The organism is Paenibacillus glycanilyticus, from assembly GCF_051200795.1.
Classification (GTDB): Bacteria; Bacillota; Bacilli; order Paenibacillales; family Paenibacillaceae; genus Pristimantibacillus; species Pristimantibacillus glycanilyticus.
In genome coordinates this window covers 6,526,679-6,542,535 of sequence record NZ_CP195155.1, presented here as the reverse complement: position 1 = coordinate 6,542,535, position 15,857 = coordinate 6,526,679, and the positions used below count along the sequence as shown (strand labels likewise).

At 52.7% G+C, this 15,857-nt stretch carries 14 protein-coding genes; 9 read left to right on the top strand and 5 right to left on the bottom strand.

Annotated features, from left to right (window positions below):
* The first annotated feature begins 134 nt into the window (after positions 1-134).
* Genes ACR9FF_RS29515 through ACR9FF_RS29505 form a run of 3 tightly spaced genes read left to right on the top strand, consistent with a single transcriptional unit; the run spans position 135 to position 3,489 of the window.
* Positions 135-1,544 carry an MBOAT family O-acyltransferase gene (locus ACR9FF_RS29515; protein WP_435167685.1) on the top strand — a complete coding sequence of 470 codons (1,410 nt, stop codon included), beginning with the start codon at positions 135-137 and terminating at the stop codon, positions 1,542-1,544.
* Between the two features lie 17 nt (positions 1,545-1,561).
* Positions 1,562-2,713 carry a DHHW family protein gene (locus tag ACR9FF_RS29510; protein ID WP_435167682.1) on the top strand — a complete coding sequence of 384 codons (1,152 nt, stop codon included), beginning with the start codon at positions 1,562-1,564 and terminating at the stop codon, positions 2,711-2,713.
* Positions 2,714-2,739: 26 nt separating this feature from the next.
* A complete protein-coding gene (locus ACR9FF_RS29505; RefSeq protein ID WP_435167679.1) occupies positions 2,740-3,489 on the top strand; it encodes a DUF4358 domain-containing protein in 750 nt (249 codons plus the stop codon).
* A 252-nt stretch (positions 3,490-3,741) separates the two neighbouring features.
* On the opposite strand, the gene ACR9FF_RS29500 is transcribed toward ACR9FF_RS29505, so the two are convergent.
* Positions 3,742-4,392 carry a GntR family transcriptional regulator gene (locus ACR9FF_RS29500; protein ID WP_435167676.1) on the bottom strand — a complete coding sequence of 217 codons (651 nt, stop codon included), beginning with the start codon at positions 4,390-4,392 and terminating at the stop codon, positions 3,742-3,744.
* Between the two features lie 78 nt (positions 4,393-4,470).
* Positions 4,471-5,274, bottom strand: coding sequence for an S-layer homology domain-containing protein (locus ACR9FF_RS29495; protein WP_435167673.1), 804 nt, complete (start codon positions 5,272-5,274; stop codon positions 4,471-4,473).
* A gap of 135 nt (positions 5,275-5,409) precedes the next feature.
* On the opposite strand from ACR9FF_RS29495, the gene ACR9FF_RS29490 reads away from it, so the two are divergent.
* Complete coding sequence (locus ACR9FF_RS29490) at positions 5,410-7,590, top strand: YhgE/Pip family protein (protein ID WP_435167670.1); 2,181 nt, start codon at positions 5,410-5,412, stop codon at positions 7,588-7,590.
* Between the two features lie 58 nt (positions 7,591-7,648).
* On the opposite strand, the gene ACR9FF_RS29485 is transcribed toward ACR9FF_RS29490, so the two are convergent.
* The gene (locus ACR9FF_RS29485; protein ID WP_435167667.1) at positions 7,649-9,103 is read right to left on the bottom strand and encodes an aldehyde dehydrogenase family protein; all 1,455 of its coding nucleotides are present in this window, start codon (positions 9,101-9,103) and stop codon (positions 7,649-7,651) included.
* A gap of 19 nt (positions 9,104-9,122) precedes the next feature.
* The gene (locus ACR9FF_RS29480) at positions 9,123-10,172 is read right to left on the bottom strand and encodes a zinc-dependent alcohol dehydrogenase family protein (RefSeq protein WP_435167664.1); all 1,050 of its coding nucleotides are present in this window, start codon (positions 10,170-10,172) and stop codon (positions 9,123-9,125) included.
* A 131-nt stretch (positions 10,173-10,303) separates the two neighbouring features.
* Between ACR9FF_RS29480 and ACR9FF_RS29475 the strand changes: the two genes are divergently transcribed.
* From ACR9FF_RS29475 to ACR9FF_RS29465, 3 genes are all read left to right on the top strand, one after another.
* Positions 10,304-11,263 (top strand): LysR family transcriptional regulator, encoded by a 960-nt coding sequence (locus ACR9FF_RS29475; RefSeq protein ID WP_435167661.1) that lies wholly within the window; start codon positions 10,304-10,306, stop codon positions 11,261-11,263.
* A 28-nt stretch (positions 11,264-11,291) separates the two neighbouring features.
* Positions 11,292-11,588, top strand: coding sequence for a hypothetical protein (locus tag ACR9FF_RS29470; protein ID WP_435167658.1), 297 nt, complete (start codon positions 11,292-11,294; stop codon positions 11,586-11,588).
* A 164-nt stretch (positions 11,589-11,752) separates the two neighbouring features.
* Positions 11,753-12,610 carry a class II fructose-bisphosphate aldolase gene (locus tag ACR9FF_RS29465; RefSeq protein ID WP_127496496.1) on the top strand — a complete coding sequence of 286 codons (858 nt, stop codon included), beginning with the start codon at positions 11,753-11,755 and terminating at the stop codon, positions 12,608-12,610.
* A 79-nt stretch (positions 12,611-12,689) separates the two neighbouring features.
* Here ACR9FF_RS29465 and ACR9FF_RS29460 read toward each other — a convergent pair whose 3' ends face one another.
* Entirely contained in the window at positions 12,690-13,532 is an 843-nt protein-coding gene (locus tag ACR9FF_RS29460; protein WP_435167655.1) for an AraC family transcriptional regulator, read from the bottom strand.
* A 141-nt stretch (positions 13,533-13,673) separates the two neighbouring features.
* On the opposite strand from ACR9FF_RS29460, the gene ACR9FF_RS29455 reads away from it, so the two are divergent.
* Positions 13,674-14,954, top strand: coding sequence for an alpha-L-fucosidase (locus ACR9FF_RS29455; RefSeq protein WP_435167652.1), 1,281 nt, complete (start codon positions 13,674-13,676; stop codon positions 14,952-14,954).
* A gap of 145 nt (positions 14,955-15,099) precedes the next feature.
* Positions 15,100-15,804 carry a GDSL-type esterase/lipase family protein gene (locus ACR9FF_RS29450; protein ID WP_435167649.1) on the top strand — a complete coding sequence of 235 codons (705 nt, stop codon included), beginning with the start codon at positions 15,100-15,102 and terminating at the stop codon, positions 15,802-15,804.
* Positions 15,805-15,857 lie beyond the last annotated feature (53 nt).

The window sequence follows — 15,857 nt, the reverse complement described above, 5'->3', positions numbered from 1 at the left end:
GAATTCGCGTCAGTAGCACTGTTATGTATGCGATATCATTACCTACATCGAGGAGAGTGCTGGACGTGAAATTATGGAAAGCTCCATTGAAACCTGCCGCCTGGGGCGGATTGTGGACAGTGAATTAACCGGCTATGGTATTTAGCAGCCTGTTATTCCTGTTTATTTTTTTGCCGGCGGTATTCCTGCTCTACTGGCTGTCGCCGCGACGAGGAAAGAATCTGATTCTGTTCTTGGCCAGCCTAGCCTTCTATGCCTGGGGCGAGCCGGTCTATATCGTCATTATGCTGATCTCGACGGTGACCGACTACAGCTTTGGTCTCCTGCTAAGCCGGCCGGAATGGGGATCGAAGCGGCGCAAAGCGATTGTCGTCGCCTCGGTTATCGTGAACCTGGCGCTGCTGTCGTATTTCAAGTACGCCGACTTTGCGATCCGCAACGTGAACGCCCTGCTGGGCACGGATATTCCGCTCACGGAACTGGCGCTGCCGATCGGCATCTCGTTCTATACGTTCCAATCGATGTCCTACATTATCGACGTGTACCGGGGAACGGCGAAAGCCCAGCGGAACTGGATAGACTTCGGTACGTTTGTCGCCTTGTTCCCGCAGCTTGTTGCGGGGCCAATCGTGCAGTACAACACGCTGGCGGAGCAGCTGAAGGGACGCCGCGTGACGATGGAGATGTTTGCGGAGGGAGTCAGGCGCTTTATTATCGGCCTGGCCAAAAAAGTGCTTCTGGCCAATAACATCGGCCTGCTCTGGCATGCGGTTTCGGACGCCGATGCGGGCACGCTGCCGGTGCTCACGGCATGGCTGGGCATTATCGCTTTCGCGTTCCAGATCTATTTCGATTTCAGCGGCTATTCGGATATGGCAATCGGGCTGGGACTTATGTTCGGGTTCCGGTTCAACGAGAACTTCAATAAGCCTTATACGGCGCAGAGCATTACGGACTTCTGGCGCAGATGGCATATATCGCTGAGCACCTGGTTCCGGGATAACGTCTATATTCCGCTTGGCGGCAATCGGAAGGGTCTGCCGAAGCAGCTCCGCAACATTCTGATTGTCTGGCTTTTGACCGGGATCTGGCATGGGGCGGCATGGAACTTCATGCTGTGGGGCTTGTATTTCGGCGTTATTCTTATTTTTGAAAAATGGGCCGGTCTACGCCTGCTCGCCCGCGCGCCGCGCTGGATCCGGCATGTCTACGCCAGCCTGCTTATCCTGATCGGGTGGGTGCTCTTCGCCTTTGACGAGCTGCCGAAGGTTGGCGGTTATCTGAAAGCGATGTTTGGCCTTAACGGACAGCCGGTCTGGAATGACGGGACGATGTATTTCCTGTATACGAACCTGGGGTTGCTCGCGGTGCTTGTGCTGGCCTCAATCGCCTGGAGGAAGCGGACGGAGCCAGCGCGGGAGAACGGCGGCTTATCGGCCATCCGCTCGTTGGCCGGCTCTGCCTCACTGCTTGTCCTGTTCTTTCTTTCCGTCTCTTATCTCGTCGACGCGACCTTTAATCCGTTCCTGTACTTCCGTTTCTGACAGCAAGGGGGACATCCATGATGAAAAAACAAACCGACCGTCTGCTCGCCATCTGGTTTATCGCGACGCTCTTTGTTCTCGCACTGATCTTTCTCTTCTCGCCGGCAAGGAAGTTCTCCGAGCTCGAGAACCGCTATTTGCAGGCGGAGCCCAAACTGACCTGGGAACATCTGATCTCCAAGCAGTTCGCGGAGGAAGCGGAATCGTTCGTCACGGACCATTTTCCGCTTCGCGGGCAGTGGGTGTGGGTGAAGTCGCTCTCCGAGCAGCTGCGGCTTCAGCAGGAGAACAACGGGATTTACAAAGGGAAGGACGGTTATCTGTTCGAGAAGTTTGCGAAGCCGACTCCGGCCTTGCTCGCTCAATATGCGGATGCCGTGAAGGGTTTTGCCGCTTCTAGTCCGGACTCTGAATTGACGTTCCTGCTTGCGCCGACCTCCATTGGTCTTTATCCGGATAAGCTTCCTTGGAAAGCGCCGCATGACCGGCAGGATCAGGTGAACGCAGCGGTAGGGGAAGAGCTGCGGGGCTCTGCCAATCTGACGTATATCAACGGGTTCGACGTTCTGAAGCCGCATATCTCCGCCCCGATCTATTACCGGACCGACCATCACTGGACGACGCTGGGCGCTTATTACGCTTATGAGGCTTATGCGAAGCAGATGGGATGGACCCCGCATCCGATGTCGAATTATACGGTCAAGCCCGTAAGCGATTCCTTCCTCGGGAGCTACCATACGCGCGGACAATTCAGCCTGGCGAAGCCGGACCTGCTGCAGGTCTTTCTGCCGAAGAAACCGGTGCCCACGTCGGTATACGTAGCGGATACCGATACAACCACGGACTGCTTGTACGACGAGAGCTTCCTCGCCAAAAAAGATAAATACTCGTATTTCCTCGGCGGCGTTCATGCGCTTATGACGCTGACAAGCGATATTCCGGAGGGCGAAGAGGATCTGGACAAGCTGCTTGTGGTCAAGGATTCGTATGCCCACAGCGTCCTGCCTTTCCTGACGCAGCATGTCAAAGAAATTCATGTCATTGACATGCGCTATTACAACGGCAGCATTAGCGAATACAGGAAAGCGAACGGCATCAGCCACACGCTGATGCTATTTAATACGGCAACCTTCTCGGAGAACAACGAGATTCTTAAGCTTAATAAATAATCGATATAACAAGGGAGAGTTCTTACATGAAAAAACGCGCTATCATTCTGCTTCTCACGACTATGATTATGGGCGGCGTGCTCAGCGCCTGCGGCGGCAATAACAATAACAGCAGCAATAATACGGCAGCTTCGCCAACTCCTACGGCTACGGCTCCCGCGGAAGAAAGCCCGTCCGTAAGCCCGGATCCTTCGCCTAGCGCCTCTGCCGAACCAAGCCAGACGCCGGCGCCGTCAAAGGAGCCAATTCCAAGCGCGAAGCCATCCGAGCCGGCAAAAAAACCGGCGGCAACGCCTTCGCCAAGCGCGAAGCCGTCCGCTACGCCAAAGCCGACGCAGAAGCCAACACCGAAGCCAACCGTCAAGCCAAGCCCGAGCCCGTCAGCGGATGCTGCGGCAAGTGAAATCATCGATGCGATGCTGAAGGCGGTCGAGCAGCCTGCCCTGATCGCGATGACCGCCGATGACGTGAAGAACATGTATGGCATCGATACCTCGACGCTTGCCGATTACTCCGGCCGCATGCCGCTTATGAACGTAAAGACAAACGAGATTGCCGTGTTTAAGGTGAAGAAGGATAAGGATATCGATGCCGTGAAGAAGGGCATGGTCAGCCGCGCCGAAGCGGTTCAGAAGCAGTTCGAATCGTATTTGCAGGATCAGTACGAGAATGCGAAAAACTACAAAATTGTCGTGCAGGGCAACTATGTCCTCTTCGTCATCTCGGAGAGCGCGGATGATCTGGTGAAAGCATTCAAGGCAGCGGTGAAGAAATGACAAACAAGGCAGCCGTATAATTTGGCCCGTTAGATTCATCCTATTTGGGTAAGAGCTGGCGTTTAAGGAGGTTACCCCAATGAATGAATCCCTGTTCCATCTGTCTTATATCGTGCTGCTTGGCGTACTGCTCGCGCTGGGGCTCGGTTGGATGGGGTGGTTGATCTACCATCGGAGGAAGAGGAAAGCTCGATAAACCAAAAGCCATGAATTCCGACATCGGAGTTCATGGCTTTTTTTTGAATCAACTATTTATTTCATTAAGCCATGGAGAATGAATTGCTCATGGGTATCCGAGTATTGCGAGGCGACGGCGGCTTTAGCCGCGGCGATATCGCCGCTTTTGATCGCTTCCAGAATACTGCGGTTCGTTTGAATGGAATGGCTTGGCTGATATTGCGGGTATTTGATGCGATAGGATACGGTGGTGAACACGTAACGGCCGCGGTACAGCTCCATGATTTGCAGCATGCTTTCGTTATGGATCGTTTTCAGAATGGTTTCGGTAAACTGCAAAGTGCTGTTGTAGTAGCCGTAATAATCCTTTTGCTCCAAGGCGGATTGCTGCTGCTCGAGTACTTGTTCCATGGCTGCAATATCGAATTTTAACTGCCGCTTGGCGGCCGTGTCCAGCACGAACAGCTGCATGGAGACAAGAACCTCGTACATCTCGCTGAATTCATGGACGGATACTTCCTTTACCATAACCCCCCGCCCCCTGAAGGAGCCTACAAGCCCTTCCCGTTCAAGCAGGGAGATAGCGGCGCGGACCGGCGTTCTGCTCATGCCAAGCTGCGCGGCAAGCTCGTTCTCCGATAGCATGGAACCCGGCATATATTCAGCCCGCATAATCCGTTCCCGGATTTCGCGGAAAGCAATAGATTCTAATGAGGTTAAAGACATCGAGTATTTTTCCTTTATCTGTTTTTTAGACTAATAGTACCAAATAACCGGAAAACAATGCTATAGGCAAGGCTGATGTCAGCTAATAGTGTCGCCATCCACCGTGACATCGATAAGGCGGTAACCTTCGCTACCGCTCTTGATAATCAAATCCCCTTTAATATGCAAATCTCGCAAAGTAACATCAGGAGCTGCTATCGTAACGTCTCCGTACACCGTCTCGACGGCGGATTCAAGGCCATAGGTACCCGGCGCCGAGTAAGTCCGGTTCACGATGCCGGACTTCAGCAATCTGTCGATCATGCTGACAGCGCTTTCACGGGTGACAGGCTCGTCAGGCCGGAAGGTGTCGTCCGGGTAGCCCTGCACAATTCCTTTTTCCGCTAAGTTCGCAACGGCTCCGCGGCTTGCTTCCTGAATCCGATCATTGTCCTTGAACGGGGTATCCTGTTCTCTCGGAAGCTCCAGCTGAACAAGGGTCGCAAGCATAAGCGCCGCTTCCTCCCTAGTAATGATCTGCTCCGGTCTTATCCGGCCGTTGCCTCCCTCGGGTATGTAGCCTGCCTGAACGGCTTTGCCTATTTCGGTATAAAACCAGTCGGACGTCTTGACGTCTTGATAAAAGAAGGGAGCCGTATCGCTCAATTCGAAAGCTCTGTTGATCATCGATACCATCTCCGCCCGGGTTACCGGCATCTCCGGTTTAATCGTTCCGTCCGGATAGCCCTGCAGCCATCCGAAATCGAGCCATTCTTTTAATGCCGGGGCGGCCCATGACTGCTCGGCTTCTTCGTACGCCGCCTGGGAGGCGGCATAGCCGGTTATTGCAAAGGTAAAGAGACAACCGATTAGCAGCGGCACAACGATTTTCCATCGACTCATCAGCATCGCATCCCTTCAAAATGTAGTCCTCTATTAAAGTGTACGAGATTGTAAATGCAATAGCTGTCGAATGGAAGTGGAAGGCATAGGAAACAATAGGTGCACGAAGAATGACAGATAAAGGATGGATCCGAATTGGCTAATTCGTTTGGAGTGTTTAAGAAGGACTTGGGTTATTTTCTAAAAAACAGGATGCTTATCATTACGTTTCTTGGCGTATCTATCGTGCCGATGCTGTACGGCGGGTTCCTGATCAAGGGGAATTGGGATCCTTACGGGAAGCTTCAGGATTTGCCGGTTGCCGTTGTCAATCTGGATAAAGGCGCGGAATATCAAGGGAAAGCGATGAATGTCGGCGAGGATTTCGTGAAGGAGCTGAAGGAGAATGAGACCTTCGACTGGAGGTTCGTCAGCGAGCAGGCCGCACGCGAGGGGATGGTCAGCAACCGGTATTACGCGACGATTACGATTCCTGACAATTTCTCCGAGCATGCGTCCTCTTTAACGAGCAACACGCCGCAGAAGGCGGATATTATCTTCGAATCGAACAGCTTTTATAACTTTATATCCGGGCAGATTAGCGAAAATGCGACAAAGGAGCTGCGAAACAGGCTGTCGCAAAATCTGACCGAGGCGTATTCGAGAAGTATGCTCTCTCAATTCTCGGAGCTTTCAAGCGGCCTTTCCAAGCTGGCGGCAGGGGCTTTTGATCTGCGTGACGGTGCGGTGCAATTAAAGAATGGCGCGGGGACGCTAAGCAGCAAGCTGCAGGAGCTGTCAGGCGGGGCGGCCAAGCTCAACGCCAGTATTGGCCAGTTGGAGAACGGGGCATCGGAGCTGAACGCGGGGCTGTCAAAGCTAAGCAGCAGTGCGGAGACTTTATCATCCGGGGCCTCGCAGCTAGGCGCGGCTTCCACGCAGCTGAAGCAGGGAGCCGATAAGCTGGCGGATGGATCGGGGCAGCTGAAGGACGGGATCCAGTCCGCCAAGAGCGGAGCGGATGATCTGTACGCCGGCCTGCAGCAGTCCGCGGCGGGCAGCAAGCAGCTGGAGTCGGGGCTGACCGCATCGGCTGCCGCGAGCAATACGTTGGCCGATGGCAGCGCCCAGTTAGCTGCGGGCCTCAAGCAGCTGGCGGACAGCAACGCCGATTTGGCTGCCGATCCGGCGGTGCAGAAGCTGCTGGCGGCAAGCCAGGCGGTAGCTGCTGGCGCAAAGGAGCTGAGCAAGGGCCAGCAGGAGCTTCTTACGGGCAGCCGCACCTTGAATGCCGGGCAGCAGAAGCTGCTTGCCGGCAGCAAGCAGCTTAGCGCCGGTCAGAGCAAGCTGCTGCAAAGCGCCTCTCAGCTGGCGACGGCGCAGGACCAGCTGCGTGACGGCTTAGCGCAAATGGCGGCCAAATTCCCGGCCTTTGTATCGGGCGGCAAGCAGCTCGGACAAGGCGCGGCGCAGCTGGCGCAGGGGTCGGAGAAGCTGAAGTCCGGCATCTCGCAGTTTAAGGCCGGCGGCGCTTCGCTTGCAAGCGGGGCTTCGCAGCTGGCATCCGGCGCGGGCGAGCTGGCAACCGGAGCCGATAAGGTGGCCACCGGCTCGAAGCAGCTGGCGGACAATCTGGCGAGCGCCGCCGAGCAAACGGCCAGCCTCAAGGCGGATGAGAAGACGATCCAGATGATTGCCGAGCCGGTTACGATTGTGGCGAATGACGACCGCAAGGTGAGGCTGTACGCGAACGGGATCGCCCCGTATTTTCTGTCCATGGCCTTGTTTGCGGGCTCGCTTGTTTTCACGACGATGTTCTCGGCTAGGCGATCGGCGGATGAAGAAGCGGACGGGTTTCCTTTGTTCCTCAGCAAGCTGCTTACCTTCGGCGTGATGAGTCTTGCGCAATCCCTTATATTAAGCACGGTTATTCTATACGTGCTGGGATTAAAGGTGCAGAGCGTGCCGCTATTTTATCTGTACACCGTATTAACCGGATTTACTTTTATGTTTGTTGTTCAAACCTTTGTGACCTGGCTCGATAATCCCGGCCGGTTCATTGTGCTGCTGCTCATGATCTTCCAGCTTGTCTCAAGCGCGGGCACCTTCCCGTATGAGCTGCTGCCTGGCTGGGCGCAGGCGATGAATCCTTGGCTGCCGATGACCTACAGCATCCGCGGCTACAGGGACGTGATCTCGAGCGGCGATTTCGCTCATATGTGGTCGCAGGCCGGGCGGCTTGCCTTTTACGTTGTGATCTTTGTCCTTCTGACGAGCCTGTATTTCGCCTTGACGAAGAAGCAGCGGGACGAGCAGCAGATGCCGGTTAAATTGTAAAAAAAGCCCGAAGGCGCTGCTGTTTAACAGCAGATTCCCTCGGGCTTTACTTATGGAATCAGAACGGGAACGAGCGGCGGTCCTTCTGGACCGATACCCATTTGGTCGTCGTGAATTCTTCGAAGCCGATCTCGCCATGGTAGTGGCCGATGCCGGAGGCTTTCTCCCCGCCAAACGGAGCTTTCATGTCCATGTTGATCGTCGTGTCGTTGACATGGGTCATGCCGCTTTCGAAAGCGCGGGCAAAGGCAACGCCCTTGTCCAGATCCGTTGTGAATACGGCGCCGGACAAGCCGTATTCGGTATCGTTGACGAGCGCCAGCACTTCGTCATCCGATTCAAACGGAATGATCGAAGCGATTGGCCCGAAGATTTCCGTTTGGGCCAGGCGCGATTTCGGATCAACGTCCGCGAAGACGAATGGCGTTACAACGCCGCCGATTCGTTCTCCTTCGAGCACGAGGCGCGCGCCGTCTTTCTTCGCATCCTCGGCGATGCCGAGCACCTTTTCCACTTGGCGTTCGTTGATGAGCGGACCGATAATGACCTTCGGATCGGACGTATCGCCGTAAGGCACCTGCTTCGCCCTTTCGGCGAACCGCCCGACAAACGTTTCATAATGCTTGCGGTGAACGAAGAAGCGGTTCGTGCAGATGCATACTTGGCCGGAGTTCATGAATTTGCTGAAGACCGCGGCGTCGATCGCCTGATCGAGATCCGCGTCTTCGAGCACCACAAACGCGTTGTTGCCGCCAAGCTCCAGCGAGGTGCGCTTCAAATGCTTGCCGCATAGCTGCGCGATATGGCGTCCGGCGCCGGTGGAGCCCGTGAAAGAAATGATACGCGGCACCGGATGCTCGATCATATAGTCTCCGACTTCCGCGATGTCGTAGGCGATTACGTTTACGACCCCTTTCGGAAGGCCGGCTTGTTCGAAAATATCCGCGATAATCGGTCCGCCGGAAATAAACGTCTGCGTATCCGGCTTGATCACAACCGCGTCGCCGGCTGCGATAGCGGGAGCGGCAACCCGAAGTCCCATATAGAGCGGGAAATTGAAGGCGACGATTGCGCCAATAACGCCCGCAGGCTCCCGGTATACATGGTTTTCCTTGCCCGGAATTTGAGCCGGGAAAATTTGCGGCTGGAACATGGAATCGACGTATTCGACCGCGGCAAGCACCGAGCCTAAACCGGCCATGAATTCGGACGCAGCTTTGACGTACGAGCTCCCGGTCTCCTTGACCATAACGCTGACGATCTCGTCTTTGCGTTCCTGCAATAGCTTAACGGCACGCATCAGGACCGCCTTCCGTTCTTCGGCCGTGGACTTTGCCCATTCTTTCTGCGCCGTTTTGGCAGCGGTGTAAGCTTCGTCGATATCATCCTGGTTCGCAAGCCGGAACTTTACGATAACCTCGTTATTGAACGGGTTCTTATCCTCGTACACCTGCTCGCCGGAGCCTTCGCGCCATACGCCGTTGATGTACATTTTGCTATATTTGTCGGACATGGTTGGGATACCTCCGTTCTTAATATTTCGTAATAACCGTAACGCCTACGCCGGCGTAGCTCGTCATATCGTCAAATGCCGTGTTGATCTCGTCCAGGGTGATTTGCTTCGTCACCAGCTTTGCGGGAGCAAGAAGTCCGCTTTCGACCATACGGAGCATCGAAGGGAATTCCGGCATCGGCATGCTGACGGAGCCCATTAGCTGAAGCTCCTTCATGGAGATCAGGTTGACCGGAACCGGAGTCATGCCGCCGTTCGGATTGGAGCTTAGACCGATTTGGACGTGGCGTCCGCGTTTTTTGAGCGACAGGATCGAGTTCAAGACGGTTTCCTGGATGCCAAGCGCGTCAATCGCGATATCCGCGCCGCCCTTGGTCAGCTCTTGAACGGCTTGAGGCGCGTTTACTTCCTTGCTGTTGATCGTATAAGCAGCTCCTACGGACTTGGCGAAAGCCAGCTTTTCATCGGAAATATCGATGGCGATGACGTTAGCGCCCGATGCCGCCGCGATCTGGATCGCCGACAGGCCAACGCCGCCCGTGCCGTATACCGCAACCCATTGACCGGGACGGATGTCGCCTTGCGCGACTACGCCGTGATAAGCCGTCATAAAGCGGCAGCCCATGGCGCTGGCGCTCAGGAAATCAACACCGTCCGGCAGATGGATCAGGTTCTGGTCCGCATTCGGAATATGGATGTATTCCGCAAAGCCGCCGTTGAAATGGAAGCCGATCATCTTCATGTTGTCGCACACGTTGTGATGGCCGGACAGGCAGTACGGGCATACGCCGTCGCCTTGGCTGAACGGAACAAGCACGCGGTCGCCTTTTTTGAAATTTTTGATGTTGGCGCCAACCTCTTCGACGATACCGCTCATTTCGTGGCCGAGAATATGCTCCTTGTCATCGTTCAGAACGGCCTTCATGTGGCCGGCCCAGCCATGCCAGTCGCTGCGGCAAACGCCCGTTGCCTGCAGCTTCAGCACAACGCCGTTAGGGGTAAGCTCGGGATCGGCTACCTGCTTGATTACAAGCGGTTGATTAAACGCTTCCATTACTGCTGCTTTCATCTATGAGTCATCTCCCGTGAATAATTTGTGAACTTCGATTTCTATTATAGGGAGCTGAATAGGTGATGTATAATACATAATAAACTATGATATGATAGCTTTAAGTGCATGAATTAAGGGCGGTGAGAGACATGGAACTGCTTCAGCTGCAATATTTTCAAACCGTCGCAAGACTGGAGCATATCACGAAGGCGGCAGAGGAGCTGCAGATTGCCCAGCCTTCTTTGAGCAAGACGATTGCGAGGCTTGAGGCGAATATAGGCGTGCCATTATTCGACCGTCAGGGGCGCAATATCCGGCTGAATCCGTTCGGAAAAGTATTCCTGCAGCGGGTGGAGCGCATCTTTCAGGAGCTGGAGGAAGGGAAGCGGGAGGTCCGCGACATGGCCGGGCTGAACCGGGGCAGCATTACGCTTGGCGCGTCGCTTACGAGCGTGCTGCCGGAGCTGCTGGCTGCTTTTCTGGGCGAGTACCCGAACGTGCAAATCCGGCAGGTGATGGAGCCTATCGCCACCATGAGGAGGCTGCTGGAAGAAGGGGAGATTGATCTATGCATCACCACAACGCCCGTTGACGCGCCGGATATGGAATGGACGCCGCTCCGGACGGAGGAAGTGTATGTATTCGTACACGAAAATCACCGTTTGGCCGGCCGGGAAAGCATCGAGCTGATTGAGCTGAAGGACGAGCCGATGATCAGCATGCGCCAGGGCTACTGGTTCCGCAGCTATACGGACGAGCTTTGCCGCAAGGCGGGTTTTACCCCTAATACGATGATTGAGGTAGATGAGGCCGATGCCATTATTCTGCTGTTGAGAAGAGGTCTTGGGGTGTGCTTTATACCGGAGATTCATTGGAAGAAGAGAGAGCATCTCATCCAGAAGCCGATCCGGATCAAGGATCATCCCGGCTTCCAGCTCACGACCGGCTTGGTGTGGTCCAAAAAGCATTATTTATCGGTTGCGGCGCAGCGTTTCCGGGAGTTTGTTCTCGACTATTACTCGAAGCTGGACGAGGTTAAGCCGTCTTCCGACCTGGTAGAGGTCATGAACGAGTTCGAGCTGGCGGCCAGGAAGGACCGCAATCCATGAGGCGCATCCAGAGGGGGGAGGCTGTTAAATGCGCATAAAATCAATCTTATGGCAGGGCGGCCTGCTTGGCGTTGTTATCTTAATTATAGTTGCCGGCATAAACCGAAAGCTGGTTCAATCGCTTTTCGAATCGGCCGGAAAAACGGATGATTTCGGGTACCGCGACTCGGTTTTTGTCGTCTACCGCGGACCTTTTCAAGACGCTCCTTGGCTGGCGGCCGTCTTCTGGAGCGCGGTTATTATAATCGCTTCAATTATAGCGCTTACAATTTTGAAGATGCTCTGGTTCGCCTTGCGACAAAGGAGCTTGTCCTCCAATAGGTAGTCTTATGCCGAATTTTGTGATAACATATTGACTTAAAGAGAACGTGAACGAGTACATACGCCCATTCCGTTCGGGCCGATAGATCTGCCGGTTGGAACCGCATAACAGCAGTTGAATTGGGTATGATTGAAAGGTCTAGTCATTTATCTGAGGAGGATTTAACAATGGCATTGGAATCAATGAAAGACATGCTGAACAAAGCTTTGCAAGGCGGTTACGCTGTTGGTCAATTCAACATCAATAACCTGGAATGGACGCAAGCGATCCTTGACGCTGCTCAAACAGAGCAATCCCCGGTAATCCTGGGCGTATCTGAAGGCGCAGCTCGTTATATGGGCGGCTTCAAAGTGGTAACAAACATCGTTAAAGCCCTGATCGAAGAAATGAAAATTACGGTTCCTGTTGCTATCCACCTGGACCACGGTTCCTCCGTTGACAAATGTAAAGCAGCGATCGACGCTGGCTTCACTTCCGTTATGATCGACGCTTCGCACGATCCGTTCGAAGACAACGTTCGCATCACTAGCGAAGTTGTTGCTTACGCTCACGAGCGCGGCATTTCCGTTGAAGCCGAGCTGGGTACAGTTGGCGGCCAAGAAGACGACGTAGTCGCTGAAGGCGTTATCTACGCTGACCCTAAAGAGTGCAAAGAGCTTGTTGAACGTACTGGCATCGACTGCCTGGCACCAGCTCTTGGTTCCGTTCACGGCCCTTACAAAGGCGAGCCTAAACTGGGCTTTGCTGAAATGGAAGAAATCTGCCAAACAATCAAGCTTCCGCTCGTATTGCATGGCGGTACTGGTATCCCTACAGAGCATATCCAAAAAGCGATTGCTCGTGGTACAGCAAAAATCAACGTGAACACAGAGAACCAAATCGCGTTCACTAAAGTTGCTCGCGAGATCTTGACTAAAGACTCCGACGTATACGATCCGCGTAAATTCCTGGCTCCAGGCCGCGAAGCGATCAAACAAACCGTTATCGGTAAAATCCGCGAGTTCGGTTCCTCGAACAAAGCGTAATATAACGTCAATTAAAAAGGCTGAACAACTGCGATAAGCAGCTGTTCAGCCTTTTTACATGTACAGGATAAAATAAGAGCTAACAAGATTTGTAATGGTTGCTTCTAAACTGGCCAGGTGTCATGCCTTCTATCTCCAAAAATATCTTATTAAAGTAACTTGCACTGGGGTAACCCGACGCTGTAGCTATTTCATAGATTGGCATATGAATGTCGCTCAGCATCAATCGTTTGCTCGTTTGAATCCTGCATTTTGTGATATAGGCAAGAGGAGTCATTTTAGTCACTTTTTTAAACAAGCTTCCAAAATAATTCGGAGTTAGATCCGCTTTAAACGCCCATTCTTCCATTGTAAAAGGAAGGTGGGCGTTTTGTTGCATTTCGGGGAGAAGCTCGAAAATCCGGTCAATTTTGGCTTTTCCTCTGTGGCTAGAGAATGGAGTGGCGTTGCTGGTAAATTGAGTTAGGATGGAATAGGTTAATGTTGAAATATTGGCTAGTCGTGAGATATTGTTCGTTTCAATCTCATCCATTAAACCAACAAAGGCTTGCTCTAACGATGCGATATCATTTATAGACCAAATCGTCGATTCGTAGAAACCGCTTTGCAATAAAAAATCCGCCAATTGGCTTCCGCTGAATTGGAGCCAATAGATTACCCAGGGCTCGTCCTTAGAGGTATAATAACGCATCTTCTGAAACGGCATATGAAGAAACGCTTCGCCCGATTTCAATGCGGTGACCGTATCGTTTATTTCGATAAACCCCTTGCCGCTAACGATGAAATGCAGCGAGAAATATTTCAGTCCTGTTTCCCGATAGACATTATGATCTTCAGGATGTGTATATTTCCCGACGCTGTCTGGAAAGCAGAAAAAATTCAGCTCTTCGAAAGAAGGCAGAAAGTATTGTCGATACATCATAAAGCTGCACCTCAAAACGTTGGATTGTTATATGGATTCTGGATAAATGTTATTTCTATCGTAAGATCAATTCTATATAATTTCAATAAGGAAATGATATCGTTATATAGATGTGAACCTACTATTAGGAGGACAGTGCGAATGTCTATCAAGCAATTAAAAGATGCGGAGCTTGCCTCTATGCTGAAAAGCAGCATTCAGCTAAAAAGCCTGGATGGCGTCGAAGCGCCTTGGCTGAACCTGAGCGATGAGGATATGCAATGGTGGAAGGATGCCAAGCTCGGATTGTTTTTTCATTGGGGCCTTTACTCGATTCCCGGGCGCGGCGAGTGGGCTATGTTCAATGAAAGTATCCCCGCGGACGAATATGCGAAGCTTGCCGATCAGTTTAATCCGCAGCAATGGAATCCGGAACGGATGGCCAGTTTGGCTAAGGAGGCGGGGATGCAATATTCGGTTATGGTCACCCGCCATCATGACGGATTTGCATTATGGGACAGCCCGGGGAGCTATGGAGGATTCAATAGCATACGTACGGCAGCGAAACGCGACTTCGTAAAGGAATATACCGATGCTTTTCGAGAAGCAGGTTTAAAGGTAGGGTTGTATTATTCGCCGATGGATTGGCGGTTTCCCGGTTACTTTAACCCCAAAGAGCTAACCGAAAATGCATCGCTGATGAAAAAGCAAGGTTATGACCAAATCGAAGAGTTAACCACCCGTTACGGAAAGATTGATATTCTCTGGTATGACGGCGGCTGGCTTGCTCATACCGGGACGGATGCGGACGCGGCTTGGTTTTGGGAGCCTATCCGTCTAAACGAGATGGTTAGACGCAATCAGCCGAAATGCGTAATCAATCCGAGATCAGGATGGTTAGGAGATTTTCAATGCGACGAAGGACCGCACGATGTTACAGGGAATATACTTCCGATTGCCTGGGAGAAATGCTTTTCGATACCTTACCACTGGTCCTATGACAAGCAAGAGAGGGTTATGCCGCTCGATCAAATCATCAAGATTATGATTGACTGTTTTGTTCGCGGAGGAAACGTTCTGCTAAACATTGCGCCTCATCCGGACGGGAGAATTCCGGAGAATCAAGTCGAGCATTTAAAGCATATTGGAGCGTTCATGAAGAAAAACGGCGAGGCTATATACGGAACCTCAGCGGGACCGCTTCAGCCGGTCGATCATGTCTACGGCATGACCTGCAAGGGAAATCATTATTATTTGCACGTGCAAGATATGCTTGCTTTTGAAAACATGATTTTACCTCCGCTTGAGCAAAAGATCATACGCTGCGAGTTACTTGACGGCAGCGTTATTCCATTCGTACAGAACGAGAATGGGATATCCGTTCAAATACCGAAGGAAAAATGGGAGCCGCTGGACACTGTTGTTAAGATGGTCGCTGAATAATAAAGCAGTGCAGAGGCAGTTGATCAAAGGATGATCAGCTGCCTTTTTTCATGTTGAAAGTCGGCCTCTCTCCGCTATAATAGAGTCAAATCATAGGGACAGGGTGATTCAAGTGAATAAGACGGCAGCAGAAGGCAACAAGTTAATGAAAACGCATACGGTAAATACGGCCGTCATTCCGGCGACCAAGCTGGAAGAGGACAGCTACGATTGGTGGGAACGGCATGAGCAGGTACTGCAGATCAGGAATGAAATCGATCCGGAGATTGTTCTGATCGGGGATTCGATTACGCATTTCTGGGGAGGGCTGCCGGTATCAACAAGCCGGCATGGAACAGGGCAAGCATGGGAGTCCGTGTTCGGAGGCCGGCGCGTGCTTAATCTTGGCTTTGGCTGGGACCGTACGCAAAATGTATTATGGCGCTTGGACAACGGGCAGTTCGAAGGCCTTTCTCCGAAGTGGGTCGTTATCAATATCGGAACAAACAATACGAGCGAGACAGACAATGCCCGGGCGAGCACAGCTGAGGAAGCCCGTGACGGCGTTCGGGCTATCGTAGAACGTGTCCGGAAGCATGCTCCTTCCGCGCGTATCGTTCTGATGGCGGTATTCCCGCGTGAAGAATCGCCGGAGGATCCGCGCCGCAAGCTGATCGGCCGGATGAACGAGCTGTATGCGGAGCTGGCCGCCGAGCTCGGATTAACGTTCCTTGATATCGGACCTTCCATGCTTGCCGAAGACGGAAATCTGCCGCGGGAGATCGCATTCGATACTTGTCACCTGACAGAACAAGGGTATCAGCTGTGGGCGGATGCGCTTCGTGAAGTGCTGAATAGGGAATCGAAATAGCACTTTGCCGCCCGTTTACAGGGCGGCATATTCTTTTTGCCGATGCGGAAAGG

Coding starts and splice junctions, on each gene's coding strand:
- ACR9FF_RS29515 (WP_435167685.1), top strand. CDS start 135: ATGGTATTTAGCAGCCTGTTATTCCTGTTTATTTTTTTGCCGGCGGTA.
- ACR9FF_RS29510 (WP_435167682.1), top strand. CDS start 1,562: ATGATGAAAAAACAAACCGACCGTCTGCTCGCCATCTGGTTTATCGCG.
- ACR9FF_RS29505 (WP_435167679.1), top strand. CDS start 2,740: ATGAAAAAACGCGCTATCATTCTGCTTCTCACGACTATGATTATGGGC.
- ACR9FF_RS29500 (WP_435167676.1), bottom strand. CDS start 4,392: ATGTCTTTAACCTCATTAGAATCTATTGCTTTCCGCGAAATCCGGGAA.
- ACR9FF_RS29495 (WP_435167673.1), bottom strand. CDS start 5,274: ATGAGTCGATGGAAAATCGTTGTGCCGCTGCTAATCGGTTGTCTCTTT.
- ACR9FF_RS29485 (WP_435167667.1), bottom strand. CDS start 9,103: ATGTCCGACAAATATAGCAAAATGTACATCAACGGCGTATGGCGCGAA.
- ACR9FF_RS29480 (WP_435167664.1), bottom strand. CDS start 10,172: ATGAAAGCAGCAGTAATGGAAGCGTTTAATCAACCGCTTGTAATCAAG.
- ACR9FF_RS29475 (WP_435167661.1), top strand. CDS start 10,304: ATGGAACTGCTTCAGCTGCAATATTTTCAAACCGTCGCAAGACTGGAG.
- ACR9FF_RS29470 (WP_435167658.1), top strand. CDS start 11,292: ATGCGCATAAAATCAATCTTATGGCAGGGCGGCCTGCTTGGCGTTGTT.
- ACR9FF_RS29465 (WP_127496496.1), top strand. CDS start 11,753: ATGGCATTGGAATCAATGAAAGACATGCTGAACAAAGCTTTGCAAGGC.
- ACR9FF_RS29460 (WP_435167655.1), bottom strand. CDS start 13,532: ATGATGTATCGACAATACTTTCTGCCTTCTTTCGAAGAGCTGAATTTT.
- ACR9FF_RS29455 (WP_435167652.1), top strand. CDS start 13,674: ATGTCTATCAAGCAATTAAAAGATGCGGAGCTTGCCTCTATGCTGAAA.
- ACR9FF_RS29450 (WP_435167649.1), top strand. CDS start 15,100: ATGAAAACGCATACGGTAAATACGGCCGTCATTCCGGCGACCAAGCTG.